At 72.6% G+C, this 24,971-nt stretch carries 22 protein-coding genes and 1 tRNA gene; 12 read left to right on the forward strand and 11 right to left on the reverse strand.

All coding sequences use genetic code 11. From position 1 onward, the window contains the following. Positions 1 to 30: 30 nt before the first annotated feature. The 8 genes from NFS20_RS19800 to NFS20_RS19835 form a co-directional block, all read right to left on the reverse strand. A complete protein-coding gene (locus tag NFS20_RS19800; protein ID WP_251153510.1) occupies positions 31 to 723 on the reverse strand; it encodes a response regulator transcription factor in 693 nt (230 codons plus the stop codon). After that, entirely contained in the window at positions 720 to 2,498 is a 1,779-nt protein-coding gene (locus NFS20_RS19805) for a sensor histidine kinase (RefSeq protein ID WP_251153511.1), read from the reverse strand. Before NFS20_RS19805 ends, NFS20_RS19800 begins: the two co-directional genes overlap by 4 nt. Then, positions 2,498 to 2,824 carry a hypothetical protein gene (locus NFS20_RS19810; protein WP_251153512.1) on the reverse strand — a complete coding sequence of 109 codons (327 nt, stop codon included), beginning with the start codon at positions 2,822 to 2,824 and terminating at the stop codon, positions 2,498 to 2,500. Before NFS20_RS19810 ends, NFS20_RS19805 begins: the two co-directional genes overlap by 1 nt. A 71-nt stretch (positions 2,825 to 2,895) precedes the next feature. Beyond that, the gene (locus tag NFS20_RS19815; protein WP_251153513.1) at positions 2,896 to 3,915 is read right to left on the reverse strand and encodes an adenosine deaminase; all 1,020 of its coding nucleotides are present in this window, start codon (positions 3,913 to 3,915) and stop codon (positions 2,896 to 2,898) included. 20 nt (positions 3,916 to 3,935) lie between these two features. Continuing rightward, positions 3,936 to 4,544 carry a response regulator transcription factor gene (locus NFS20_RS19820; RefSeq protein WP_251153602.1) on the reverse strand — a complete coding sequence of 203 codons (609 nt, stop codon included), beginning with the start codon at positions 4,542 to 4,544 and terminating at the stop codon, positions 3,936 to 3,938. A 77-nt stretch (positions 4,545 to 4,621) separates the two neighbouring features. Continuing rightward, entirely contained in the window at positions 4,622 to 5,953 is a 1,332-nt protein-coding gene (locus NFS20_RS19825; RefSeq protein WP_251153514.1) for a sensor histidine kinase, read from the reverse strand. Further along, positions 5,940 to 6,812 carry an ABC transporter permease gene (locus NFS20_RS19830; RefSeq protein ID WP_251153515.1) on the reverse strand — a complete coding sequence of 291 codons (873 nt, stop codon included), beginning with the start codon at positions 6,810 to 6,812 and terminating at the stop codon, positions 5,940 to 5,942. Before NFS20_RS19830 ends, NFS20_RS19825 begins: the two co-directional genes overlap by 14 nt. Beyond that, positions 6,809 to 7,804, reverse strand: coding sequence for an ABC transporter ATP-binding protein (locus tag NFS20_RS19835; protein ID WP_251153516.1), 996 nt, complete (start codon positions 7,802 to 7,804; stop codon positions 6,809 to 6,811). Before NFS20_RS19835 ends, NFS20_RS19830 begins: the two co-directional genes overlap by 4 nt. Positions 7,805 to 8,065: 261 nt before the next feature. Here NFS20_RS19835 and NFS20_RS19840 point away from each other — a divergent pair. The 5 genes from NFS20_RS19840 to rplA all read left to right on the forward strand — a co-directional run bounded on the left by NFS20_RS19840 (position 8,066) and on the right by rplA (position 10,858). Continuing rightward, positions 8,066 to 8,138, forward strand: a tRNA-Trp gene (locus NFS20_RS19840). Positions 8,139 to 8,243: 105 nt separating this feature from the next. Continuing rightward, positions 8,244 to 8,525, forward strand: a complete 282-nt coding sequence (secE, locus tag NFS20_RS19845) for a preprotein translocase subunit SecE (protein ID WP_251153517.1) — start codon at positions 8,244 to 8,246, stop codon at positions 8,523 to 8,525. A 125-nt stretch (positions 8,526 to 8,650) separates the two neighbouring features. Further along, the gene (nusG, locus tag NFS20_RS19850) at positions 8,651 to 9,484 is read left to right on the forward strand and encodes a transcription termination/antitermination protein NusG (protein ID WP_251153518.1); all 834 of its coding nucleotides are present in this window, start codon (positions 8,651 to 8,653) and stop codon (positions 9,482 to 9,484) included. A 100-nt stretch (positions 9,485 to 9,584) separates the two neighbouring features. After that, positions 9,585 to 10,016 (forward strand): 50S ribosomal protein L11, encoded by a 432-nt coding sequence (gene rplK / locus NFS20_RS19855; protein WP_251153519.1) that lies wholly within the window; start codon positions 9,585 to 9,587, stop codon positions 10,014 to 10,016. Positions 10,017 to 10,141: 125 nt separating this feature from the next. Then, positions 10,142 to 10,858 (forward strand): 50S ribosomal protein L1, encoded by a 717-nt coding sequence (gene rplA / locus NFS20_RS19860; protein ID WP_251153520.1) that lies wholly within the window; start codon positions 10,142 to 10,144, stop codon positions 10,856 to 10,858. 101 nt (positions 10,859 to 10,959) lie between these two features. On the opposite strand, the gene NFS20_RS19865 is transcribed toward rplA, so the two are convergent. The 3 genes from NFS20_RS19865 to NFS20_RS19875 all read right to left on the reverse strand — a co-directional run bounded on the left by NFS20_RS19865 (position 10,960) and on the right by NFS20_RS19875 (position 13,484). Then, the gene (locus NFS20_RS19865) at positions 10,960 to 12,243 is read right to left on the reverse strand and encodes a glycosyl hydrolase family 18 protein (protein ID WP_251153521.1); all 1,284 of its coding nucleotides are present in this window, start codon (positions 12,241 to 12,243) and stop codon (positions 10,960 to 10,962) included. A 171-nt stretch (positions 12,244 to 12,414) separates the two neighbouring features. Beyond that, positions 12,415 to 13,080 carry a hypothetical protein gene (locus tag NFS20_RS19870; protein WP_251153522.1) on the reverse strand — a complete coding sequence of 222 codons (666 nt, stop codon included), beginning with the start codon at positions 13,078 to 13,080 and terminating at the stop codon, positions 12,415 to 12,417. Then, positions 13,077 to 13,484 (reverse strand): DUF4383 domain-containing protein, encoded by a 408-nt coding sequence (locus NFS20_RS19875; RefSeq protein WP_251153523.1) that lies wholly within the window; start codon positions 13,482 to 13,484, stop codon positions 13,077 to 13,079. Before NFS20_RS19875 ends, NFS20_RS19870 begins: the two co-directional genes overlap by 4 nt. Before the next feature lie 372 nt (positions 13,485 to 13,856). Here NFS20_RS19875 and NFS20_RS19880 point away from each other — a divergent pair, with 372 nt between their 5' ends. The 7 genes from NFS20_RS19880 (at position 13,857) to rpoB (ending at position 24,943) form a co-directional block, all read left to right on the forward strand. Next, on the forward strand, positions 13,857 to 14,492 hold the full coding sequence (locus tag NFS20_RS19880) for an RNA polymerase sigma factor (RefSeq protein ID WP_251153524.1): 636 nt from the start codon (positions 13,857 to 13,859) through the stop codon (positions 14,490 to 14,492). Next, a complete protein-coding gene (locus NFS20_RS19885; RefSeq protein ID WP_251153525.1) occupies positions 14,489 to 14,986 on the forward strand; it encodes a hypothetical protein in 498 nt (165 codons plus the stop codon). Before NFS20_RS19880 ends, NFS20_RS19885 begins: the two co-directional genes overlap by 4 nt. A 147-nt stretch (positions 14,987 to 15,133) precedes the next feature. Next, entirely contained in the window at positions 15,134 to 16,939 is a 1,806-nt protein-coding gene (locus tag NFS20_RS19890; RefSeq protein ID WP_251153526.1) for a S8/S53 family peptidase, read from the forward strand. Positions 16,940 to 16,960: 21 nt separating this feature from the next. Further along, positions 16,961 to 19,534 (forward strand): CHAT domain-containing protein, encoded by a 2,574-nt coding sequence (locus tag NFS20_RS19895; RefSeq protein WP_251153527.1) that lies wholly within the window; start codon positions 16,961 to 16,963, stop codon positions 19,532 to 19,534. A 317-nt stretch (positions 19,535 to 19,851) separates the two neighbouring features. Further along, complete coding sequence (gene rplJ, locus NFS20_RS19900; protein ID WP_251153528.1) at positions 19,852 to 20,382, forward strand: 50S ribosomal protein L10; 531 nt, start codon at positions 19,852 to 19,854, stop codon at positions 20,380 to 20,382. 112 nt (positions 20,383 to 20,494) lie between these two features. Beyond that, positions 20,495 to 20,884, forward strand: a complete 390-nt coding sequence (gene rplL, locus NFS20_RS19905) for a 50S ribosomal protein L7/L12 (protein ID WP_251153529.1) — start codon at positions 20,495 to 20,497, stop codon at positions 20,882 to 20,884. Between the two features lie 534 nt (positions 20,885 to 21,418). Next, positions 21,419 to 24,943: a DNA-directed RNA polymerase subunit beta gene (rpoB, locus tag NFS20_RS19910; RefSeq protein ID WP_251153530.1), complete on the forward strand. Its 3,525-nt coding sequence runs from the start codon at positions 21,419 to 21,421 to the stop codon at positions 24,941 to 24,943. Positions 24,944 to 24,971: the final 28 nt, after the last annotated feature.

Raw genomic sequence — 24,971 nt, forward strand, 5'->3', positions numbered from 1 at the left:
ACGTCGGGCGTGCCGGCGGCGTCGGGGTGCTCAGGAGCTGGTCGCGGACTGCGTCGCGCGGGGAGCGTCCGCGAGCCGGTAGCCCATGCCCCGCACGGTGACGAAGTGCTCGGCGCCGAGCTTGTTGCGCAGGTACCGCACGTACACGTCGACGACGTTCGAGCCCGGGTCGAAGTCGTAGCCCCACACGCGCGACAGGAGCTGCTCGCGGCTGAGGACCTGCCCGGGGTTGCGCAGGAACGCCTCCGCGAGCGCGAACTCGCGCGCCGAGAGGTCCACCTCGCGCTCGGCGGTGCGCGCGCGGCGCGTGCGCAGGTCGAGGCTGAGCGACCCGTGGCTGAGGACCGTCACCTCGCCCGCGGGCTCGGTGCGCAGGCGCAGCCGGATGCGCGCGAGGAGCTCCTCGAAGCGGAAGGGCTTGGACATGTAGTCGTCGGCTCCGCCCTCCAGCCCCGCGACCGTGTCGTTCACGCCCGTCCGCGCGGTGAGGATGATGACCGGGATGGCGTTCCCGGTCTCGCGCAGGCGGCGCAGCACCGTGAAGCCGTCCTGGTCCGGCAGGCCCAGGTCGAGCACGAGCAGCGCGAAGTCGCCGGTGCTCGCGAGGTCGAACGCCTCGCGACCGTTCGCGACGGTCGTGCTCGCGTAGCCCGCGGAGCGCAGGCCCTTCGCGACGAACGACGCGATGCGGGTCTCGTCCTCGGCCACGAGGATCTGGCTCACGGGGTGGTCCTTCCGTCGGTGCGCGCGGGTGCGCCGGTGTCGGTCTCGGTGCCGGGCAGGAGCGGCGTCCGGGCCGTCGGCACGGTGGGGGCCGTCGTGGTCGTCGGGCCGGCCGGTGCGGAGGGCACGGCCGGGACGGCACGGTGCGGTGCGGGGACCGCGGGAGACGCCGGGCCCGCGCTCCCGCCCGTCGCCGTGTGCGTCGTCGTGACCTCCCTCGGGCTGGGCACCGGGAGGTCGAGGGAGAAGGTCGAGCCGACGCCCGGGGTGGACGCGACGGCCGCGTGCCCGCCGTGCCCCTCGGCGATGGCGCTGACGATCGCGAGGCCGAGCCCGGCGCCCTCGGGGCGCTCGCGGCCCGCGGGAGACGGCGCCTGGGCGAACCGCTCGAAGATGCGACCTACCTGGTCGGGCGGGATGCCGACGCCCTCGTCCCGCACCCACAGCCGCAGGCGCGCGCCGTCGTCGGACACGGCGGACCCGATCGCGACCACCGACCCCGGTGCGGAGAACTTCACCGCGTTCGCCGCGAGCTGCATGAGGGCCTGGGTGATCCGCTGCCCGTCGACGGGAGCGACGACGTCCGCGCGCGCGTCGACCAGCCAGCGCCGGTCGCCGAGGGTGCGGATCTTGTCGAGCACGTCGTCGGTGAGGCGCCCGACGTCCGTCTCGGCGGGGCGCACGAAGTCGGGACGGCCGACCGTCGCGAGGGTCACGAGGTCGTCGACGAGACGGTTCATGCGGTCGAGCTCGTCGAGCGTGAGGTCGCGCGTCTCGCGCGCGTCCTGCGGGTCGTGCGGGTCCATGAGCTCGAGGTGCCCGCGCACCACGGTGAGGGGGGTGCGCAGCTCGTGACCGACGTCGTCGAGCAGCCGGCGCTGGGACTCGAACGACCCCTCGAGGCGGTCGAGCATGCCGTTGACCGTCCGCGACAGGTGCGAGAGGTCGTCGTTGCCGGTGACGGGGATGCGTGCGGTGAGGTCGGTGTCGCCGATGGCCTGGGCGGTGCGGGCCAGGACCCGGATCGGCTGCAGGAGCCTCCCGGCGACGACCCACCCGACGATCCCGGTGAGCACGAGCGCCCCGAGCGCGACGAGGGCGTAGGTGCCGAACACGCGGGTCAGCTCGGCGTGCTCGGCCGTGCGGTCGTAGGCGAGCACGAGGGCGGCGGGCTCGGCGGCGGCACCGGTGGCGTCGGCCGCCCCGGTCGTGCCGGCCACCGCGACGGGAGCGACGAGCACGCGGTAGTCCGCCGTGGCGGTCGTGATCGAGCGCAGCACGTTCATCTCGCCGTCGATGAACGGCGCGACGGCCGCGAGGAGCTCGGAGTCGTCCTCGAGGTGCACCTGGACGTCCTGCTGCGAGACGAGCGGCGCCCGCCCGGCCCGCAGCCCGATGATGCCCTCGTTGCGTGCGGGGACCACGAGCTGGATCGCGGCGACGACCACGTCCTCGGACGACGTGAACGGCTCGCCCGTCACGGGGTTCACGCCGGAGGCGCCGAGGGTCGTCAGCTCGACCGCGCTCCGCCGCAGGCTCTCGTCGGTGCGCGCGTCGACCTGCCCACGCTGCAGCAGCCACGCGGCCCCACCGGCGACGACGAGGGCGAGCGCGGACAGCGCGAGGAACGCCGCGAGCATCCGCGTGCGCACGGTGAGCCCGAAACGGTGCCGGTCGCTCGCCCGGTGCCCGTCGTCGCCGTGCGTGGCGTCAGGTCCAGGTGACGTGGTGGTCTCCGCCGTCGTCGCGCCACCGGACGGAGGGCGTCGCGACATCAGTCGTCCCCGTCGTCGTCGTCGTCATCCCCGTCGTCGTCCCCGTCCTCATCGTCGTCGTCGTCCGTCGACGGCGGCGCGGGGGCCACGGGGGCGACGTCGCCGCCGGACGTCGGCGGCTCCGACGCCGGCGGTGTGGTCCCCGTGGGGACCGGGGTGGGGTCCGTGGGCTCGGGGGACGTGGTCGGGGCAGGGGAGGGCGTCACGACGACGGCTCGGCCCACCTCCCGGTCGTCCGGTCGGGAGGAGAGCGCCGCGGCGGTGGCACCCCCGGCGAGCACGAGCAGCAGGGCACCGACGATCCAGGTGACGGTCCGGCGTGTCATGCGTCCAGTATCCGAGAGGCTCATGAGACGCACATGAGAACCCGGGCGGAGCGGACGCCCGCCGGCGACCGTCAGGCGGCCGCGAGCCAGTCGTCCACGCCGGCGAGCAGGCGCGCCCGCGTCGCGTGCGACGCCTGGCTCGCCCGGATCGACGAGCGCGCCAGGTCGGCGAGGTCGTCGTCGGAGAACCCGTGCTCGTGCCGCGCGATCTCGTACTGCGCGACGAGCCGTGACCCGAAGAGCAGCGGGTCGTCGGCCCCGAGCGCGACGCGCGCGCCCGCGTCGACGAGCGTCCCCAGCGGCACCTGGGCCGCGTCGTCGTACACGCCCAGCGAGACGTTCGACGCGGGGCACACCTCGAGCGCGATCCCGCGGTCCACGAGGTCGTCGAGGACCCGACGGTCCTCGGCGGACCGGACGCCGTGACCGAGCCGGTCGGGGACGAGCGCCTCGACGACCTCGTGCACGTGCGCCGGCCCGAGCAGCTCGCCGCCGTGCGGCACCGAGGCGAGGCCTGCGCGCCGCGCGATGGCGAACGCGCGCGCGAACTCCGCCGTGTCGCCGCGGCGCTCGTCGTTGCTCAGCCCGAACCCCACGACCTCCCCGGGCCCCTCGCCCGCGTACTGCGCGGCGAGACGCGCGAGGGTGCGCGCGTCGAGCGCGTGGCGCATGCGGGACGCCGCGACGACCACGGCGACCTCCGTCCCGGTCGCGGCGCTCGCGGACCGGGCGGCGTCGAGCACGATCTCGACGGCGGGGGTGATCCCGCCGACGAACGGCGCGTACGACGTCGGGTCGACCTGGATCTCGAGCCGTCCCGATCCCTCGGCGTCGTCGTCCTGCGCCGCCTCGAGCACGATGCGGCGCATGTCGGCCTCCGAGCGGACGCACGCGCGCGCGGCGTCGTAGAGGCGCTGGAAGCGGAACCACCCGCGCTCGGTGGCGGGCAGGCGCAGCGGGTCGCCGTCGAGGAGCGCGTGGGGGAGCCGGACGCCGTACCCCTCGGCGAGCTCGCGCAGCGTCTCGAGGCGCATCGACCCCGTGAAGTGCAGGTGCAGGTGGGCCTTGGGGAGCGTCGCGAGGTCTCGCACACGCCGGAGTCTGTCACGGGTCAGGAGGACGTCAGGTAGCCCCGGTCCATCGCGACGGTCACCGCGGCCGTCCTGTCGTCCACGCCGAGCTTCGCGAACGCGCGCAGCAGGTGGGTCTTGACCGTCGCCTCGGCGATGAAGAGCTCCCTGCCCACCGCGGCGTTCGACAGGCCGCGCGCGACGAGCCGCAGCACCTCGGTCTCACGGTCCGTGAGCCGGTCGCCGCGGACCGACGTCACGAGCCGCGTCGCGACGCTCGGTGCGAGCACCGTCTGCCCACGAGCCGCGGCGCGCACGCCTGCCACGAGCTCCTCGCGCGGCGTGTCCTTGAGCAGGTACCCCGTCGCCCCGGCCTCGACGGCCCGCAGGATGTCCGTGTCCGTCTCGTACGTCGTGAGCACGACGACGCGCGGCGCGGCACGGTCCGCTGTCCTGCCGCCCGGCGTGGACCGTCGGCCCGGACCGCCCGCGGCGGCGAGGATCTCGGCCGTCGCCCCGACACCGTCGAGCACGGGCATGCGCAGGTCCATGAGCACGACGTCGGGGGCGAGCTCTCCCGCGAGCGCCACGGCCTGCGCGCCGTCGCCCGCCTCGCCGACGACCTCGAGGTCCGGCTCCGCCGAGAGCATGCCGACGAGCCCCGACCGGACCACCGGGTGGTCGTCGACGACGAGCACCCGCACGGTGGTGACGCGCGCGGGGGCGCTCACGCCGCACCGCCCGTCGTCGCCGTCGCGTCCTCGGCCGCCGCGCGCGGCGGGTCCGTGGGTGCTGCCGTCGCGACCCGAGGCACCGGCGTCGTGCCGGGGGGCGGTACGGTGCGCGGCAGCTCGACCACGACCACGGTCCCGCCGTCGTCGCCGCGGCCGAGACGGACCGTCCCCCCGCCCGCGGCCACGCGCTCGCGCATCCCGCGCAGCCCGAAGCCCTCGGTGAGGTCCGCGGGCAGCCCGCGACCGTCGTCGCGCACCGCGAGACGCGTGACGGCGGCGTCCTGCGCGAGCTCGACCCGGACCGACCGTGCGGCCGCGTGGCGGCGGACGTTCGCGAGCGACTCCTGGGCCGAGCGCAGCAGCACGACCTCGTCGGCGCTGGAGAGACCCGTGACGGCGTCGAGGTGCGTGCCGACGGCGACGCCGGACTCCGCGCCGAACCGCTCCGCGAGGCGCAGGATCGCGTCCACGAGCGTCCCGCCCGCCTCCAGCGGCACGGGGCCCGTCGCCGCGACGAGGGCGCGGGCCTCCGCGAGGTTCTCGCGCGCGGTGGCCTCGACGAGCGCGAGCCGCTCGGCCGCCGCGTCGGTCGCGCCCCGGTCGAGGTCGGCGCGCGCGGCCTGGGCCAGCATGACGACGCTCGTGAATCCCTGGGCGAGCGTGTCGTGGATCTCCCGCGCCACGCGTTCGCGCTCGGCGGCGACGCCCTCCTGGTGGTGCGAGCGCGCGAGCTCGGCCTGGGTCGCGCGCAGCGCGTCGACGAGGCGGGCGTGCCGCTCCGACTGGCGCATGGTGTGGGCCGTCCACAGGCCGAGGCCGATCGAGAAGGCGAGGGCGACCCCCATCTGCGGTGCCGTGCTCGCGAGCGCTGACGCGTCGACGCCGCCGCGAGCAGGGTCCCACGCGAGCGCGAGCGCGGTGCCGCCCGCGAGCGCGACGCACAGCACGACCTGCGCCCACAGGTGCTCGGACATCATCCAGATCTGCGTGAAGGTCGCGAACAGCAGCAGCGTGCCGAGGCTGTCCTGCGCGGCGACGACGACCGTCGCCGTGACGGCCACGACCAGGTAGAGATGGGCCGCCACCTGGTCGCGCGTGCGCGCCGCGCGCCGGCCCCAGGCCACGTACGCGGCGACCATCGTGGCGATCGCCCCGAGCGCCACGACGAGCTCCGTCCCGCGCACGGACGCGGTCAGCAGCGCGACACCGCTCAGGCCGGCGATGAGGTAGAACGCGACGTCCCACCAGCGCACGTCCCGGGCCCAGGTCCCGTCGAGCTGCGCCGTCGCGTTCTCCGCGGCCCCGGACGGGTCAGCCGTCGTCACGGCGCCTCCACCGGAACGTCCGCACCCCGACCACGAGCCCCACCACCAGCCATGCGACCAGTACAGCAGCCGTCGCCCCGTGCTGCCACGACCCCGACGGCTCGAGGACCACCGCCTGCTCGGGCAGGAAGACCGACCGCATGCCCTGCGCCATCCACTTCAGCGGGAAGAGCGACGCGACCGTCTGCATCCACGACGGCAGCGCGAAGAAGGCGAAGAAGACGCCGGAGATGAACTGCAGGACGAGCACGACCGGTGTCACGACGGCCGTCACCGACTTCCCCGAGCGCGGCAGGGACGAGAACCCGACCCCGCACACCGCGCCCGTCGCGCAGCCCAGCACGAACACCCACACGAACGTCGCGACGCGACCCGCGCCGTCGGGCATGTCCCACGGCATGGGCACGTCGAACGCGAACGCGGCGAGCGCGAGGAGCAGCACCGTCTGGCCGATCGCCGTGGCGAGGACGAGCCCGATCTTGCCGAGGAAGTACGCGACGGCCGGCAGGGGAGTGGAGCGCAGCCGCTTGAGGGTGCCGTCGTCGCGCTCGACGGCGATCGAGATCGCGAGCGACTGGAACCCGGTGAGCATGATGCCCGTGGCGAGCATGCCGGGCAGGAAGTACTGCGCGAAGGGCACGCCGTAGTCGCCCGTGGACTGCTCCTGGCCGTCGAACACCGTCGCGAAGATCGCCAGCATGATGACGGGGTAGGTGAAGACGAAGATCACCGCGTCGCGCTCGCGGAAGAACCCGCGCAGCTCCGCCCTGGTCCGGGCGAGACCCAGACGGGCGACCCCGGGCAGGGCGGACGCGCGGCTCGGCGCGGTGCTCGCGGTCGGTGCGGTCGTGGTGCTCACGGTCGTTCCTCCTGGTCGGGGGTGGGAGTAGGGAGGTCGGCGGGTGTTCCGGGTCCGGGACGCGGCGGTATGACGGCGGCGTCGCCGATGAGCTCGAGGTAGACGTCCTCGAGCGACGGGCGGACGACCTCGAGGCCGGGCACCTCCCCGTCCGCGTAGCGGGCGGCCAGCCGTGCGACGACCGCGGCGGGGCGGTCCGTGCGCTCCTCGCGGTGCAGGCCGTCGTCGAACCAGCGGACGGCGGGCCGGCGAGCGTCCGGGCCACCCAGGCGGTCGGGGGCGTCGAGCGCGACGACGACGCCGTCTCTCAGCACCGCGACGCGGTCGGCGAGCTGGGCCGCCTCGTCGAGGTAGTGGGTCGTGAGCAGGATCGTCGTGCCGCCGTCGCGCAGCGAGCGGACGAGCTCCCAGAACGCGCGCCGCGCCTGCGGGTCGAAGCCGGTGGTCGGCTCGTCGAGGAACACGAGCTCGGGCCGTCCCACGATGCCGAGGGCGACGTCGAGCCGGCGCCGTTGGCCGCCGGACAGCTGACGCGTGCGGGTCCCCGCCTTCTCGCGGAGCCCGACGGCGTCGATCACCTGCTCCGGGTCGCGCGGGTCGGCGTAGAAGCCGGCGAAGTGCCTGACTGTCTCGGCGACCGTGAACTCGGAGAGGTCGCGCGAGTCCTGCAGCACGACGCCGATGCGGTCGCGCCACGCGCGGCCCGCGGTCTGCGGGTCCACGCCGAGCACGCGCACCTCGCCGTCGTCCCGCGAGCGGAAGCCCTCGAGGATCTCGACGGTCGTCGTCTTGCCGGCGCCGTTGGGCCCGAGGAGGGCGAAGATCTCGCCCCTCTCGACCCGCAGGTCGATCCCGGCGACGGCCTGCTTGGCGCCGTACCGCTTGCGCAGGCCGCGCACCTCGACCGCCGGCGCCGGCGGTGGCAGCGTCCCGGTCGCGCCGGCGCGCGACGCGCCACGGGGTGCGCTCGTGCCTTCCTGTGTGCTCTTCATGACGACCAGCGTCGTCCTCCGGGGGCGGCGACCGCGACGACCGTTCGTCCGCTCCTGACGTCCACCGATCGGTGGACGAGCGCTCCGGTCCGGGTCGCGTCGACACGGCGCGGACGTCGTGCGGACGTGGTTCGGACGTGGTTCGACCAGGCGCCCGGTGTCGCGTACAGTATTCCTTCGGTGGTTGATGCCCACCTGTTGTGCCGCGCCTCGACGTTCCACGTCGAGCCTCCGGAGGCGGCAGAGGGGTGTCGGTCGCGAAGGGTAGTGGCGCAATTGGTAGCGCAGCGGTCTCCAAAACCGCAGGTTGCAGGTTCGAGTCCTGTCTACCCTGCACAGCACCTCCCTCTCGGGGGTCGTGCGTGGTCCGAGAACGGGCTGCACGAGAGGTTCCAGCAGGTCCGGGGCACGTCCCGCACGTCAGCGATGGGGTAGATCAGTGAGCGAATCGCCGTCAGAGGCCGTGGGTGCGGACGGCGCACGCGCCGACGAGGTGACGAAGGGCCGTCCCGTCAAGGACAAGAAGCCCAACCTCTTCGCCCGTATCGCGCTCTTCGTGCGCCAGGTGGTCGCCGAGCTCCGCAAGGTCGTCACGCCGACGCGGTCCGAGCTGATCACCTACACCACGGTCGTCCTGGTCTTCGTGGTCGTCGTCATGGCCTTCGTGACGGTGCTCGACCTCGGGATCGGCCAGGCCGTCCTGTGGGTCTTCGGGGACTAGCCGGCCACGACGCACCCGACGTGCCGGTCACCCGGCACCCGGCGCCCCTCGGGGCGCCGTCGGCGCTTCCAGCAGCAGTCCTTCCAGAAGTCATCGAAGCCGGTCAGCAGAAAGCAGGTTCGTTCGTGTCCCAGGAGTCGCTGGACCAGACGGAGAACGTCGACCCGACGCAGCCCGAGGGTGCCCAGGACGAGGTCGACGAGACCACGGACGCGCCCGAGGTCGACGAGACCGGCGAGCTCGTGGAGAGCGACGAGCTCGAGACGGACGACGACGAGTCCGGCGCGACCGAGGCCGACGCCGACGACGTCGATGACGTCGAGGACGAGCGCCCGTCCGACGAGGACGGAGACGTCATCGAGGACCCGGTCGCGGAGTTCAAGCGCGCGCTGCGCACGCAGCCCGGCGACTGGTACGTCATCCACTCGTACGCCGGGTACGAGAACCGTGTGAAGGCCAACCTGGAGAACCGCATCCAGAGCCTGAACATGGAGGACTACATCTTCCAGATCGAGGTCCCCATGGAGGAGGTGGCCGAGATCAAGAACGCGCAGAAGAAGATCGTGCGTCGTGTCCGCATCCCCGGCTACGTCCTCGTGCGCATGGACCTCACCGACGAGTCGTGGGGCGCGGTGCGTCACACGCCCGGTGTCACCGGCTTCGTCGGTCACACCCACCAGCCCGTGCCGCTGACGCTCGACGAGGTCTTCTCGATGCTCGCGTCGACGCTCGCGCCGGCACCCGAGCCCGGCAAGCCGCTCCCCGCGGCGGCCAGGGCCCCGATCGAGGTCGACTTCACCGTCGGCGAGTCGGTCACCGTCACCGACGGACCGTTCGACACGCTGCCCGCCACGATCTCCGAGATCAACGTCGAGAACCAGAAGCTCAAGGTCCTCGTCTCCATCTTCGGCCGGGAGACCCCGGTCGAGCTGTCGTTCAACCAGGTCGCCAAGATCTGACACGGCGCCCGGCGTCCGCCGGGAGCGCGTGCGAGCGCAGTACTGCAACCGGGTCATCGCCCACGGCGTCGGCCCACGAGAAGAAGGACAGGGAAGACTCATGCCTCCCAAGAAGAAGGTCTCCGGCCTCATCAAGCTCCAGATCCAGGCCGGTGCGGCGACGCCCGCACCGCCGATCGGCCCCGCGCTCGGTCAGCACGGCGTGAACATCATGGAGTTCTGCAAGGCCTACAACGCGGCCACCGAGTCGCAGCGCGGCAACGTGATCCCGGTCGAGATCACCGTCTACGAGGACCGCTCGTTCACCTTCGTGACGAAGACCCCGCCGGCCGCGGAGCTCATCAAGAAGGCCGCGGGCGTCCAGAAGGGCTCGGCGACGCCGCACACGGTCAAGGTCGCGAAGCTGACCGCCGACCAGGTGCGCGAGATCGCCCAGACCAAGCTCGAGGACCTCAACGCGAACGACATCGACGCCGCGTCGAAGATCATCGCCGGCACGGCCCGCTCGATGGGCATCACCGTCGAGGGCTGACGCCCTCGACCTCTCCCCGCTCGGGCGTCGTCCGCGCAGGGAGACCGACGTCCGCCCACGTCCGTGGGCGGCAGTGGCAGGGTCCGCGCGGACCCGCTGACCACGACTGCAGAAGGAGAAGCAGCATGGCAACGCGCAGCAAGGCGTACCGCAACGCCGAGGAGAAGATCGACCGGGAGCGTCTCTACGCCCCGCTCGAGGCGATCCGTCTCGCCAAGGAGACGTCGACCGTCAAGTACGACGCGACCGTCGAGGTCGTCTTCCGCCTGGGTGTCGACCCGCGCAAGGCGGACCAGATGGTCCGCGGCACGGTGAACCTCCCCAACGGCACGGGCAAGACGGCCCGCGTCATCGTCTTCGCGAACGCGGCGAAGGCCGAGGAGGCCCGCGCGGCCGGCGCCGACGAGGTCGGTGGCGACGAGCTCATCGAGAAGGTGGCCGCCGGCTACACCGACTTCGACGCCGCGGTCGCGACGCCGGACCTCATGGGCAAGGTCGGTCGCCTGGGCAAGGTGCTCGGTCCCCGTGGCCTCATGCCGAACCCGAAGACCGGCACCGTGACGATGGACGTGACCAAGGCCGTCACCGACATCAAGGGCGGCAAGATCGAGTTCCGCGTCGACAAGCACTCGAACCTGCACTTCATCATCGGCAAGGTCTCGTTCGACGAGACGGCGCTGGTGGAGAACTACGCGGCGGCGATCGAAGAGGTCCTGCGTCTCAAGCCGTCGTCGTCGAAGGGCCGGTACATCACCAAGGCCACGCTGACGACGACGATGGGCCCGGGCATCCCGCTCGACCAGTCCAAGACGACGAAGCTCCTCGAGGACGACGCGGCCTGACCGCAGCGTTCCTCGTCGCGACCGGGCCCAGCCCGAGCGCACCACGCCGACGGCGCGGTTCCCCCCGGGGAGCCGCGCCGTCGGCGTTCCAGGAGGGGATGTCAGCAGGCGCCGAGGTCTCGCCAGACGCCCCACTGACCGCTCTGGCTCGGGTTCTCGTTCGTCGTCCACCACTTCGCCTCGTACGTGCGGCCCTGGTACGTGACACGGTTGCCGCCGGTGTAGACCGCCGAGGCGGACCACGAGGGTGCGGTGCAGTCGCCCGGGTCCGTGGGGTCGGTCGGATCGGTCGGATCGGTGGGGTCCGTCGGGTCGGTCGGGTCGGTCGGGCCGCTCGCGAGCCGGCCACCGATCACGTCCGCGACCTCGTAGCCGTTGGTCTTGTCCCAGTTGATCGACCACGTCATGACGCCGCCGATCTTCCCGTAGGGCGTCGCGGGCCGGAAGGTGCCGCAGCCGGTCCCGACCTCGAGGCAGTCGACGGCCTTCACGACGTTCGCCAGCGGCTGGTACCCGCCACCGGCAGCGCGGGGGACCGCGGGGACTCCGATGCCGACCTGGTCCGGCCGGAGCCCCATCTCGAGCTGGATGCACGACAGCGCGGTGAGGAAGTCGACCGTGCCCTGGGAGTAGACCTGCTGGTTGCAGCCCATCATCGAGCCGGAGTTGTAGTACTGCGTGTTGACGATCGTGAGGATGTCCTTGATGGCGAGCGTGAGCTGGTAGTAGCCCATGCTCGTCGCCTGGTAGTCGATGGTCTGCGGCGCCATCGTGATGACGAGGTCGGGCCCGGCCTTGGCGGACAGCTGGCGCAGCGCGCTCGCCATGTACGTCGCGTTGATCCCGTGCTCGAGGTCGATGTCGACGCCGTCGAAGCCGTACTCCTGCATGAGCGCGTACGTGGTGTCGGCAAAGTTCTTCGCCTCGGTGGCGTTGGAGACGACGACGTTCCCGCGCTCGCCCCCGACGGAGATCACGACCTTGCGCCCCTGGGAACGGATCGTCGCGACGTCGGCCGTGAACTGCGACTCGGTGTACCCGTCGAGCTCCGCGCTCGCCAGGTTGAACGTGATGCCGCCGGGCGTCCCCGCAAGGTTGTCGGCGAACGCGATCGCGACCAGGTTGTACGCCTGCGGGATCTCCGACAGGCGCATCGTCACGGAGCCGTTGTCGAAGTTGTGCCAGTAGCCGGTGAGCCACTGCGTGCCCGACGGCGCAGCGGCCGCCGGTGCGGTCGCCGTCGGGCTGGTCGCGGGGGCGGCCGTCGCCGGGGCGACGGTCAGCGCACCCGTGGCGGCGAGGGCCAGAGCGGTCGCGGCGGTGGCGAGCGCGCGCAGCGCCCGTCCGGTCCCGCGGCGCGGGCGGGCGGTCGAGTGGGTTCTCACGGTGGTGCTCCTCGGGTCTCGGACGCGCGCGACGTCGCCACGCGCCGACCCGTCTCGTCGACGGGTCGTCTCGACGCTAGGAGCCCGCGGTGCGGCGTGGCATGAGGGATCTCCCGCTACTTCGGTCCGGTCGGCTACGGGAGAACGCGTAGACGCGACGGGTCGCGCGGCTCACGGATGGTGCCCGCGGAGGCCCGGAGGGCCGGGCAGACGGTGGTCGCCGTGCGGGACGGCGTGCTCGCCCGCCTCGGTGGCACCGAGCCCGAACGTCGCGACCGTCGCCACGAGGATCGCGCCGGTGAAGAGCGCAGCGAGTGAGCCCGCGGTCCGCAGGCCGGTTCCCGAAGGAGCCGTTCCCGGACCCGCGCGCGCACCGGCGCCGGCACCGGCGTCTGTCCCGGTACCGGCTCCGGAGCGACCAGCGGGTCGCGGTCCGGGGGGTTCCGCGGCGGCGGAGGCGACGTCCCGACCCGGCGCGGCCGGCGCGGTGCGCGTCAGGACGCCCAGCATCGCCGCACCCGCGAGCTGGAGTGCGGCCGCCGCGGTGACGGTCGGGCCGAGACGTCCGCCGCCCGAGACCGCGAGGGCCGCCTGGGCGACGCTCCCCGCGGCGAGCGCGCCGATCCCGACGCGACCGAGCGTCGTCGGGCCCAGGCGCCGGGGACGGGCGTCGGCGAGCGCGAGGAGCGCCGTGCCGACCTCCGCCGCACCGAGCCCGAGCGCGAGGAACCCGGCGGGCTCCGGGAAGGTCCCCCGGACCAGGCCGAGGTTGACGATCCCGGCGCCCAGCAGGGCGAACCCGACGAGGACGCGGAGCAGAGGTACCTGTCTGCTCACGCCGTCGCGGCGCGGGGAGCGGCCTGCTTGTCCGCCGCGAGGCCCACGCCGAGCAGGAGGATCGCGCTGCCGAGGTGCAGCACGTTGTCGGCGCCGTTGAGCGCGATGATGTTGGCGGCCGTCCCGACGAGGAAGAGGCCGACCACGCCGACCAGCAGGTAGACGGCGCCGACCGTCACGTTGACCGCCTTGGCGGCGGAGACCGAGCGGGACGCCAGGAGCAGTGCGGCGCCGATGCCGAGGTGCACGACGTTGTGCAGCGGGTTCACCTCGAACAGCAGCAGGTTCTCGCCCTCCGTGGCGGCGAAGCCGACGCCGGACGTCACGACGAATCCTGCGAGGCCCACGAGCAGGTAGACGGCGCCGAGCACGGTGGCGAGGAGTCGGTTCGGGGACGAGGACATGGTGCGTACCCACCTTCGGTGTCGTGGCGCGGGCCGCTCCCGCGCTCGGACCGGGTTCGGAGACGTCGCAGGCACGGATGGGTGACCGGCAGGTGGGGCCGGAAGAAACCTGTGCGCAAACTGGGTGCCATCGGATGTATCAGACGCGGACGGGGGCCCCTCTCGTCCGGGTGCAGGGTGCGATCCGTACCCCGAGCAGCCGGTTCACGCTCACCACGGAGGAGAACGATGAGGCCGCGACAGAGCAAGCACGGAGGGTCGTGACCAGTGACGATGGTTGTCGAGCCCGATGAGTTCGCCGTACCATCAGGCGTCCCGGCGGAACCCCCGCCGCCGGCTGATCGCACGAGCGTGCCGAGGACAGAGCCGCCGATGACGAGGACGACCGAAGATCTCGCCGACACCGGTCAACCGGAACCCAGCCTCGGGGACCGGGGAGCCGTCGCGCTCCTCGAGTACCGGGACGGGCGACCGCAGGCCCTGGGCGACTTCGTCCGCGAGGCGACGCCGCTGCTCTGGCACACCGTCCGTGCGCAGGGCGTCGACCGCGAGCAGGCCGACGACGTCGTGCAGACCGTGTGGGTGGCGCTCGTCCGCAACGCGATGACCATCAAGGAACCGCACGCCGTGCTCAAGTGGCTGCTCATCACGGCCAAGCGCGCGGCGTGGGAGACGGTGCGCAAGCACCGTGACGACGCGCGACGCCGCACCGAGCTGCCCGACGACACCGACGAGGGCGTGCCAGAGCTGCCGTCGGGAGACCCGACGCCGGACCTCGAGGTGCTGCGCAACGAGCGGGACCGCGGGTTGTGGCGAGCCCTCGACCTGCTTCCGGACCGGTGCCAGAAGCTGCTGCGGCTCGTCTCCCTGGCCGACCGGCCGGACTACAAGGCCATCTCTGCTGCGATCGGCATGCCGGTCGGCAGCATCGGCTCCACGCGCGGCCGCTGCCTCGCCAAGCTGCGCGACATCATCGACGACCAGGGGGAATCGTGGGAAACATCATGAGCGCCGAGTCCAAGCACAGCCCCGACGAGCCCCTGGACGCGGTCGACGTCGCGCTCCTCGCCGACCTCGCCCGCATCGCGGACGAGCTCGACCCCGTGCCCGCGGGCCTGGTCGAGCGGTCCCTGTTCGCCATCACGCTCGCCGGCCTCGAGGCCGAGGTCATGGAGCTGGAGTACGTCCAGGCCCCCGCCATGTCGGTGCGCGGCGACGCGCCGCCCGTCGAGGCGCGGACGATCACGTTCACGTCCGAGTCCGTCACCGTGATGATCTCGCTGTCGCCCGCCGAGGGCGGCCGGGTACGCGTCGACGGCTGGGCCGCGCCCGCGACGGCGCTGCGCGTCGAGCTGCACCGGCCGGGGTCGGTGACCGAGACCGCGAGCGACGACGACGGCCGGTTCGTCTTCGACGCCGTCGACCGTGGCCCGGCGAGCCTCGTCGTGCGCCGCGCCGACGGCACCGGCGGAGCCGTGAGCACGCCGGTCATCGAGCTGTAGAGCCGCAGGTCGGCGCCGTGACCCGGTCGGTCGCGGCGCCACGACTGCACCCTGAACCCCGCCGCGCGACGGTGAGCGTCGCGCGTGCCGGACCGGCCGTGGCACCGGACCGGGCCGGCGAGACCTGTCGTCCTCGAGGAGGAGCACGTGAGCGAGACCCCTGAGATCCCCCCGGCCCGCACGGTCCGAGACGCCGTAGGCGGTCGTCGACCGGTCCGGCACCTCGACCCGGAGCGCGTCCGTCGCAGTCCGGGCGCCTCGCGCGTGGAGCCCACGGCGTACGTGTCGGACCGCATCATCGTCCGTGGAGCACCGCCCGCCGGTCTGCGAGACCTCGCCCGCCCGGAGGCCGAGAGCCTGCGGGCGGGTGGTCCCGGCGCCGAGGTCGCCCTCCCGGCGTGGACCGGCGACGACGCACCGACGACCTGGCTCGACGGCGTACGCCGTATCGCGGCCGACCTGGGGTACCAGGTCGTGTACGACAGCCGGCTCGGTGACCTCGCGATGGACGACGACGACGCGTTCGGGTACGCGCTGCGGTTCGTGCCGGTTCGTCCGGACGACGTCGAGGCGGACACGTGGGAGGTGCTGGAGCGCATCGGTTCCGAGCTCGGCGACCTGCGGGACGACGACGGGCTCGAGGCGCCGGCCGCCGGGCTCGACCACGTCATGCGTGCGCAGCGCCGCACGACCCCGCTGCCCTTCGTCCCGGTGTCGCGTCCTCGCTCGACGCCCCTCCCCGTGAGCGCGATCGACGAGTACGGGGTGCCGGGCTCCGGGGGCCTCGTCCCGGTCCGGCTCATCGCGCCCGCGCCGGTGCGACGCTTCGCCGACGGCCCGAACCCGTGGTTCACGGCAGAGGGCTTCCGGAGGACCTCGGTCGCTCTCGTCGACACGGGTGTCGGGACGCACCCCTGGTTCGGGACCTACGTGCCGGGCGAGCCGTCGGACCGGCCGGACTCGGTGGTCGTGCGCGACGCGACGCTGGACGACACCCCGATCGGCACGTTCCCCGTCCCGCGCATCGACTCGGAGGACGCGGAGTACGGAGGGATGAGCAAGGACCCGCTCACGGGCCCGCTCGACCCGGTCGCGGGCCACGGCACGTTCCAGGCCGGCATCGTGCACCAGCTCTGCCCGGACGCGGTGCTCCTGTCCGTGCGCGCCTTCGGCGGCTCCGGGGACGTCCCCGAGTGGGAGGTCCTCCACACGCTGTGGCGCCTCCTCCGATTCCACCGGCTCGGTCTGCGGGGCACGAAGGACTACCACCCGGTGGACGTCGTGGTCCTCGCGATGGGCTACTACCACGAGCAGCCCGAGGACTACGGCTACGACGGTCCGCTGCGCCGCGTCCTGCGCGCCCTGCGCAAGGCCGGCGTCGTGGTGGTCGTCGCTGCCGGGAACGACGGGACGACGCGACCGATGTTCCCTGCTGCGTGGACGCCCAGGGTCGACCGCACCGTCGACGGGGCCGTGCCCCGGAAGCCCGCGGACCTCAAGCCCGACTACACCCCGATCGTCGCCGTCGGCGCGACGAATCCCGACTCGACCGTCGCGGTGTTCAGCAACGACGGTCCCTGGGTCACGGCCGTGAAGCCCGGTGCCGCCGTCGTGAGCACCATGCCGACGACCATCGACGGTCCGGTGACGCCGTCCGTTCGGCTCCCGGAACGCCTCGGCCCGGGTGTGCGCGCGTCCGTCGACCCCGACGACTTCAAGGGGGGCTTCGCGACCTGGAGCGGTACCTCCTTCTCCGCGCCCTATCTCGCCGCGGAGATCGCTCGAGAGATCCTCGAGGAGCGTGCGCGACGGACGAGCGAGGCGGAGAAGGCCGAGGCCGCGCCGGAGTCCGCCGCGGCTGCCCAGGACGCCGTCAGGCAGCGCACGGCGAGCGCGTGGGATGCTGTGCGACGTGTACCGGGACTGTTCGCGCAGGGGGTCACCACCGCCTGACCACGGGCGGGGGGCGGTCGGATGAACGACGACGTGCGTCGTGGGTTCACCGACCGCCTCCGGGGCGCGCAGGAGATGAACGCGCTCTCGAAGGTGCGCCCCGCCTCCCGCGAGTTCCGTCGCCTCGTCCGCGACGTGGAGCGGTGGGAGGGGGCCAACGGGGCGACCCGTTGGTCCCGGGAGGTCCGGGTCCGTGCGCTCGTGGGCGAGGCCGCCTGCGCCTACGCGCTCACGGGGAGCGTGGACGCGGGCCGAGACGTGCTGGCGACGGCGCAGGCTGCGGCAGGTCCGCTGGACGGCCGGCTCCGTGGTCTGGTCCACGGCCAGCACGGCGTGCTCCTGCTCCGCTCGGGCGACAGCAAGGCGGCGGTCCGTCCGCTGACCGTGGCGCTCGATCTCGCGGACCCCGCCGACCACCGTGACCTGACGGTGCTGAGCCTGAACCGCGGGTCGGCGCTCGTCGACCTCGGCGTCATGGACGCGGCGCTCGCCGACTACGAGCGCGCGCTGGAGCACGCGCGCCTGCTCGACAACGATTACTACGTCTCCTTCGCGATGCACAACATCGGGTACATGCACCACGTGCGGGGCGACATGCCCGCGGCCCTGAAGTACTTCGACGACTCCGTGACGTACCTGCCTGAGGGACCGGACGGCGTCGCGCTCGTCGGCAGGGCACGCGTGCTCTACGAGGTCGGGCTGCTCTCCGAGGCCGAGGTCGCGCTGGAGGAGGCGGCTTCTCTCCTCGCCGGGGACGGGTTGGCCCAGGAACGCGCGGAGGCGCTGCTGGACCGTGCCCGATGCCTGGTGGGACTCCGGCGGTACGACGACTCGCGGGCCCTCGCGGGCCAGGCCCGCCGGCTGTACGTGCGGGCGGGCAACACCACGTGGGGCCTGTATGCCCGGGTCGTGGAGCTGGAGGCGATGCTCGCCGCGGACCGCACGGAGCAGGTGTCGCGCACGCGTGTGTCCCGGCGCATCGACCTCGCCCTCGAGGTCGCGCGCGAGGGCGACGCCCGCGGCGCGGTCGCTCGGTTCGGGGTCAGCGTGCCGGCCCGGCTCCAGGCCGCGGAGTGGTCGATCCTCGCCGGCCGCCTGGACCATGCCCAGGACGTCCTCGCCGAGATCCGGCGGCTCCCCGAGTGGGCCCCGTTCCCCGTCCGTGTGCAGCACCAGGTCGTCCGAGCGCAGCTGGCGTTCGCCCGCGGTGACCGCCGCAACGGGGTCCGTGCGGTCCGGCACGGTCAGCGGGCGATCGCCGAGCACCGGGCGCGGCTCGGCTCGGTCGACGCGGTGACGGCGACGGCGGTCCACGGCGTGCGGCTCGGGAACCTGGACGTCGACGCGGCGCTCGGCACGGGCCGGCCGGCCGACGTCTTCGACGCGGTGGAGCGAGGGCGCGCGACGTTCGCGGGATCCGGGCGCGTGCGGCCACCCGCCGACCCGGAGCTGGCCGCGCTGCTCACCGCCGCGCGCCGCGAGGTCGAGGCGGCGCGGGACATCGGGTCCGACGGCGAGGGAGCGGCCCAGCTCCGGCGCCAGCAGCACCTGCGAGAGGCGAGGCGACTCCAGGACGACGCGCGGCGACGGTCCTGGCGGCACGAGGGCGAGGCCGGCACCCCGACGCCGACGACGACGCGCGAGCTGCGGTCGGCGCTCGCCGACAGCGGGTCCGGGGCCGTCGTCGCGGACCTGGTGCTCTCGGGCGGCGACGTGATGGCGGTCAGGGTGTCGCGGGACGGCTCGCGCCTCCTCCGCCTCGCACCGCTCGGCGACGTCGCCGAGCGGGTGCGGCGGGCGCGCGCGGACTTCGCGGTGCTCGCCAACGCTCTCATCCCCGTCCCGATGCGGACGGCGGCCGTGTCGTCGCTCCAGCGTTCGCTGACCTGGCTCGACGACGCGCTGGTCGCTCCGCTCGCGGCGGACGGCGACCTTCACATCGCGGCGCGGAACCTCCTGCTCGCCGTGCCGTGGGCGTCCCTGCCGTCCAGGAAGGGACGTCGGACCTGGGCGAACTCGTGGGTCGACCTCCAGCAGGGCCTCCCCGTCCGTCGCCAGGGCGAGGCGCTCGTCGTGGCCGGACCGGGACTGCGGTTCGCCGCCGCAGAGGCGAAGCTCGTGGCGGGCGTGTGGGAGGACGCGCACCTGATCTCGGGGGAGGGCGCGACCTGCAGCGCCGCGGTGGAGAGGCTCCCCGACGCCGGCGTCGTGCACCTGGCCGCGCACGGCACGCACGACATCGACAACCCGCTGTTCTCGTCGCTCCGTCTCGCCGACGGGCCGCTGTTCGCCCACGAGCTCGACGGCATCGACCTGAGAGGGGTGGTCGTCGTCCTGTCGGCGTGCGAGGTGGGCCTGTCGACGCCGCGCATCGGCGGGGAGTCGCTCGGGCTCACGAGCGTCCTGCTACGACTCGGCGCGCGAGCGGTGATCGCCAGCGTCGGCCCGCTGCGCGACGACGTCGCGGCGCGGGTCATGCCGGCCCTGCACGCCGAGCTGCGAGACGGCGCGATGCCCGGGACCGCGCTCGCGCGCGCCGTCGCGGACGAGCCGGAGCCCGTGCCCCTCGTCTGCTTCGGGCCGCTCGTCGTGTGAGCCGTCGTGTCGCCGCTGCGTCCTCCACGACGCCGCCGAGCGAGGCCGTCGTCCTGCTCGGGCCGCGGTTTGGACCACGCGCCGTCGTCCCGTACGATGGACGCGTACCCAAGACCGCCGGTCGTCCGACGCTGCCCGCAGACTCCTCTGCAGGACGTGAAGGCCGAAGTCCCACCACGAGGTGGAGGCCAGCGCAGGTAGCGAATCGACGACGTCCGCCCGGCCCCGCCGTGCGAGCGACACCGAGCCCCGCGCCTGCGCGGGGCTCGTTCTCGTTCCGGGGCCACGCCGGTGGTACCACCACCGGAAGGATTGCCATGGCGAGGCCGGACAAGGCAGCCGCAGTCGTCGAGCTCTCGGACAAGTTCCGCGACTCGAACGCTGCCGTGCTGACCGAGTACCGCGGGCTCACCGTCGCGCAGCTCAAGCAGCTGCGTCGGTCGCTCAGCGGCAACGCAACCTACGCCGTGGTGAAGAACACGCTGACCGCCATCGCGGCCAAGGAGGCCGGTGTCGAGGGACTCGACGCCGACCTGCAGGGCCCGTCGGCCATTGCCTTCGTCACCGGGGACCCGGTCGAGGCAGCCAAGGGTCTGCGTGACTTCGCCAAGGCGAACCCCGCGCTGGTCATCAAGGGCGGTGTCCTCGACGGGCGCCCCCTGACCGCTGCGGAGGTCACGAAGCTCGCGGACCTCGAGTCCCGCGAGGTCCTGCTGGCCAAGGCGGCCGGCGCGATGAAGGCCAAGCTGTTCCAGGCCGCGTACGTCTTCACCGCGAACACCGCCCAGGCCGCCCGCGTCATCGATGCCCTGCGTCAGAAGCAGGAATCGGAGGGCGCTGCCGCCTGATCCCGTGCCGGTCCTCTGACTGGTTCGTGATCACGACAGCGCAAGCACACACCCCGCTTCTGGCAGGCCCGCCACGGGCCGTGGCCGAGCACCAACCGAAAGGAACGCCATCATGGCGAAGCTCAGCACCGAAGAGCTCATCGAGCAGTTCAAGGACCTCACCCTCATCGAGCTCAACGAGTTCGTGAAGGCCTTCGAGGAGACCTTCGAGGTCACCGCGGCCGCCCCCGTCGCCGCTGCCGCCCCGGCCGCTGCCGGTGGCGCTGCCGCCGCCGAGGAGGCCGAGGAGAAGACGGAGTTCGACGTCGTCCTCGAGGCCGCCGGCGACAAGAAGATCCAGGTCATCAAGGAGGTGCGCGCGCTCACGTCCCTCGGTCTCAAGGAGGCCAAGGACCTCGTGGACGGCGCCCCGAAGCCCGTCCTGGAGGGCGCGACCAAGGAGGCCGCGGACAAGGCCAAGGCTGCCCTCGAGGGCGCCGGCGCCACGGTCACCGTCAAGTGATCTCGCCGGTCCCGTCCTGACGGGACCGGTCGTCACGCCGCACGAGGCCCGCACCCCGCTGGGGTGCGGGCCTCGTCGTGTCCGTCGACGTGCCGGGGCGCGGCGGCCGGCAGCCGGCCGCGGCGCGCGCAGGGCGCCGACCGGCTTCCCGGATGGGCGTGGTGTGTGCCACCATGTGCGGGTCGACGATGCAGAGCAGCAGGACAGCACAGGACAGCACCACACAGCGGAGCCGACGAACGGCCGGGCACCAGTGCCCGGAGAGCGTGCGGCGGGCGACGAGGCCCGCCGGAGGAGTACCGGGCAGGGTGCCGGACGGCGCCGGGTCGAGCCCGGCAGGTCGGTGCGCGGTCGGGGTGGACGTGCACGCTCGCAGGGGGTATGCTAACGCTTTGCGCTGTCCTGTGCCCACGATCTCAGATACCCCCGACCCCCTCGACGACGTACGTGCGCGTCCGCGAGGAGTCGTGGCGGCGGTGATCGCGACCAGCCGGGTGGTGCAGCGTTCTTTCGATCTGCAGGGAAGGACCCCTCTTGGCTGCCTCGCGCACCCCTTCTGCTCCGTCCGCCGACGCCATCGCGAACCGCACCGCTTCTCGGCGCGTCTCCTTCGCCAAGATCTTCGAGCCCCTCGAGGTCCCCGACCTGCTGGGCCTCCAGACCGAGAGCTTCGACTGGCTCCTCGGCAACGAGGCGTGGCAGGCCCGCGTCGCCGCGGCGAACGCGGCCGGACGCCAGGACGTCCCCGCGACGTCCGGGCTCGAGGAGATCTTCGAGGAGATCTCGCCGATCGAGGACTTCGGTTCCTCGATGTCCCTCTCGTTCTCCAACCACCGTTTCGAGCCGCCGAAGTACACGGCCGACGAGTGCAAGGAGAAGGACTTCACGTACGCCGCGCCGCTGTTCGTCACCGCGGAGTTCGTCAACTACAACACCGGTGAGATCAAGAGCCAGACGGTCTTCATGGGCGACTTCCCGCTCATGACCGCGCGCGGCACCTTCATCATCAACGGCACCGAGCGCGTCGTCGTCTCGCAGCTCGTCCGCTCGCCCGGCGTGTACTTCGAGCGCACGGCCGACAAGACGAGCGACAAGGACATCTTCTCCGCGAAGATCATCCCGTCGCGCGGCGCGTGGCTCGAGTTCGAGATCGACAAGCGCGACGCCGTCGGCGTGCGCGTCGACCGCAAGCGCAAGCAGTCCGTCACGGTCCTCCTCAAGGCCCTCGGCCTCACGGAGTCCGAGATCCGCGAGGAGTTCTCGGACCTCCCCTCGGTGCTCGACACGCTCGAGAAGGACCACGTCCACACGCAGGACGAGGCGCTCGTCGACCTCTACCGCAAGATCCGCCCGGGCGAGCCGCCCACGGTCGAGGCCGGTCGCGCGCTGCTCGAGAACTTCTACTTCAACCCGAAGCGCTACGACCTCGCGAAGGTCGGTCGCTACAAGGCGAACAAGAAGCTCGGCATCGACGCGCCGCTGACCGACTCGACGCTGTCCGTCTCGGACGTCGTCGCGACGATCAAGTACCTCGCGGCCCTGCACGCCGACCACGCGACCATCCCGGGCAAGCGCGCCGGCGAGGCCGTGGACGTGCGTGTCGAGACCGACGACATCGACCACTTCGGCAACCGTCGCATCCGCGCCGTCGGCGAGCTCATCCAGAACCAGGTCCGCACGGGCCTGTCCCGGATGGAGCGCGTCGTGCGCGAGCGCATGACGACGCAGGACGTCGAGGCGATCACGCCGCAGACGCTGATCAACATCCGCCCGGTCGTGGCGTCGATCCGCGAGTTCTTCGGCACGTCGCAGCTCTCGCAGTTCATGGACCAGAACAACCCGCTCGCGGGCCTGACGCACAAGCGTCGCCTCTCCGCGCTCGGCCCGGGCGGTCTGTCCCGCGACCGCGCCGGCATGGAGGTCCGTGACGTCCACCCGTCGCACTACGGCCGCATGTGCCCGATCGAGACCCCTGAGGGCCCGAACATCGGCCTCATCGGCTCGCTCGCGTCCTACGGCCGCATCAACCCGTTCGGGTTCATCGAGACGCCGTACCGCAAGGTCACCAACGGCAAGGTCACCGACCAGGTCGAGTACCTGACCGCCGACGACGAGGACCGTCACGTCATCGCGCAGGCGAACCAGGTGCTCAACGCCGACGGCTCCTTCGCGGACGAGCGCGTGCTCGTGCGCACGAAGGGCGGCGAGGTCGAGATCGTCCCCGGCGCGCAGGTCGACTACATGGACGTCTCGCCGCGCCAGATGGTGTCGGTCGCGACCGCGCTCATCCCGTTCCTCGAGCACGACGACGCCAACCGCGCCCTCATGGGTGCGAACATGCAGCGCCAGGCCGTGCCGCTGGTCCGTTCCGAGGCCCCGCTCGTGGGCACCGGCATGGAGTGGCGCGCCGCGGTCGACGCCGGTGACGTCATCGTCGCGACCAAGCCCGGTGTCGTCACCGAGGTCTCCGCGGACCTCATCGTCGTCGCGAACGACGACGCGACCACCACGAGCTACCGCGCCGCGAAGTTCCGCCGCTCGAACCAGGGCACGAGCTACAACCAGCGCGTGCTCGTCGACGAGGGCCAGCGCGTCGAGGTCGGCTCCGTCCTCGCGGACGGCCCGGCGACGGACGAGGGCGAGCTCGCGCTCGGCCGCAACCTCCTCGTGGCGTTCATGTCGTGGGAGGGCCACAACTACGAGGACGCGATCATCCTCAGCCAGCGTCTCGTGCAGGACGACGTGCTCTCCTCGATCCACATCGAGGAGCACGAGGTCGACGCGCGCGACACCAAGCTCGGCCCCGAGGAGATCACGCGGGACATCCCGAACGTCTCCGAGGACGTCCTGGCGGACCTCGACGAGCGCGGCATCATCCGCATCGGTGCCGAGGTCGGCGCGGGCGACGTCCTGGTCGGCAAGGTCACGCCGAAGGGCGAGACCGAGCTGACCCCGGAGGAGCGCCTGCTCCGCGCGATCTTCGGCGAGAAGGCGCGCGAGGTGCGCGACACGTCGCTCAAGGTGCCCCACGGCGAGTCCGGCACGGTCATCGGCGTGCGCGAGTTCAACCGGGAGGACGGCGACGAGCTGCCCGCCGGCGTGAACCAGCTCGTGCGCGTCTACATCGCGCAGCGCCGCAAGATCACGGACGGCGACAAGCTCGCCGGCCGTCACGGCAACAAGGGCGTCATCTCCAAGATCCTGCCCGTCGAGGACATGCCGTTCCTCGAGGACGGGACGCCGGTCGACGTCGTCCTCAACCCGCTCGGTGTCCCCGGCCGCATGAACGTCGGCCAGGTCCTCGAGACGCACCTCGGGTGGATCGCGAAGCAGGGCTGGGACATCAGCCTCGCCGAGGACACCGTCAGCAAGGACGGCTCGAAGTGGAAGACCCACGTCCCGGACATCGCGGCGTCGTCCGAGCCCGGCCGGCCCGTCGCCACCCCGGTGTTCGACGGCCTCCAGGAGGACGCGCTCACGGGTCTGCTCTCGTCGACGATCCCGAACCGCGACGGCGACCGCATGGTCGGCGGCGACGGCAAGGCCCGTCTCTTCGACGGCCGCTCCGGCGAGCCGTTCCCGGAGCCGGTGTCGGTGGGCTACATGTACATCCTCAAGCTCCACCACCTGGTCGACGACAAGATCCACGCGCGCTCGACGGGCCCGTACTCGATGATCACGCAGCAGCCGCTGGGTGGTAAGGCGCAGTTCGGTGGTCAGCGCTTCGGCGAGATGGAGGTGTGGGCCCTCGAGGCGTACGGCGCGGCCTACACGCTGCAGGAGCTCCTCACCATCAAGTCCGACGACGTCCCCGGCCGCGTGAAGGTCTACGAGGCCATCGTCAAGGGCGAGAACATCCCCGACTCGGGCATCCCGGAGTCCTTCAAGGTGCTCCTCAAGGAGATGCAGTCGCTGTGCCTGAACGTCGAGGTGCTCTCGAGCGACGGCGTCCAGATCGAGATGCGGGAGTCCGACGACGACGTGTACCGCGCGGCGGAGGAGCTCGGCATCGACCTGTCGCGGCGTCCGAACGCTGCCGCGAGCGTCGACGAGATCTGATCTCGGGCAGGCGGGGGCGTCGGCCCGG

The organism is Cellulosimicrobium sp. Marseille-Q4280 (genome assembly GCF_943181405.1).
Lineage (GTDB): Bacteria > Actinomycetota > Actinomycetes > Actinomycetales > Cellulomonadaceae > Cellulosimicrobium.

Excerpts from the sequence above, each read along its gene's own strand:
- NFS20_RS19805 (WP_251153511.1), bottom strand. The coding sequence starts at position 2,498 with ATGTCGCGACGCCCTCCGTCCGGTGGCGCGACGACGGCGGAGACCACC.
- NFS20_RS19810 (WP_251153512.1), bottom strand. The coding sequence starts at position 2,824 with ATGACACGCCGGACCGTCACCTGGATCGTCGGTGCCCTGCTGCTCGTG.
- NFS20_RS19820 (WP_251153602.1), bottom strand. The coding sequence starts at position 4,544 with ATGCTCTCGGCGGAGCCGGACCTCGAGGTCGTCGGCGAGGCGGGCGAC.
- NFS20_RS19835 (WP_251153516.1), bottom strand. The coding sequence starts at position 7,804 with ATGAAGAGCACACAGGAAGGCACGAGCGCACCCCGTGGCGCGTCGCGC.
- rplK (WP_251153519.1), top strand. The coding sequence starts at position 9,585 with ATGCCTCCCAAGAAGAAGGTCTCCGGCCTCATCAAGCTCCAGATCCAG.
- rplA (WP_251153520.1), top strand. The coding sequence starts at position 10,142 with ATGGCAACGCGCAGCAAGGCGTACCGCAACGCCGAGGAGAAGATCGAC.
- NFS20_RS19875 (WP_251153523.1), bottom strand. The coding sequence starts at position 13,484 with ATGTCCTCGTCCCCGAACCGACTCCTCGCCACCGTGCTCGGCGCCGTC.
- NFS20_RS19880 (WP_251153524.1), top strand. The coding sequence starts at position 13,857 with ATGACGAGGACGACCGAAGATCTCGCCGACACCGGTCAACCGGAACCC.
- NFS20_RS19885 (WP_251153525.1), top strand. The coding sequence starts at position 14,489 with ATGAGCGCCGAGTCCAAGCACAGCCCCGACGAGCCCCTGGACGCGGTC.
- NFS20_RS19895 (WP_251153527.1), top strand. The coding sequence starts at position 16,961 with ATGAACGACGACGTGCGTCGTGGGTTCACCGACCGCCTCCGGGGCGCG.
- rplJ (WP_251153528.1), top strand. The coding sequence starts at position 19,852 with ATGGCGAGGCCGGACAAGGCAGCCGCAGTCGTCGAGCTCTCGGACAAG.
- rplL (WP_251153529.1), top strand. The coding sequence starts at position 20,495 with ATGGCGAAGCTCAGCACCGAAGAGCTCATCGAGCAGTTCAAGGACCTC.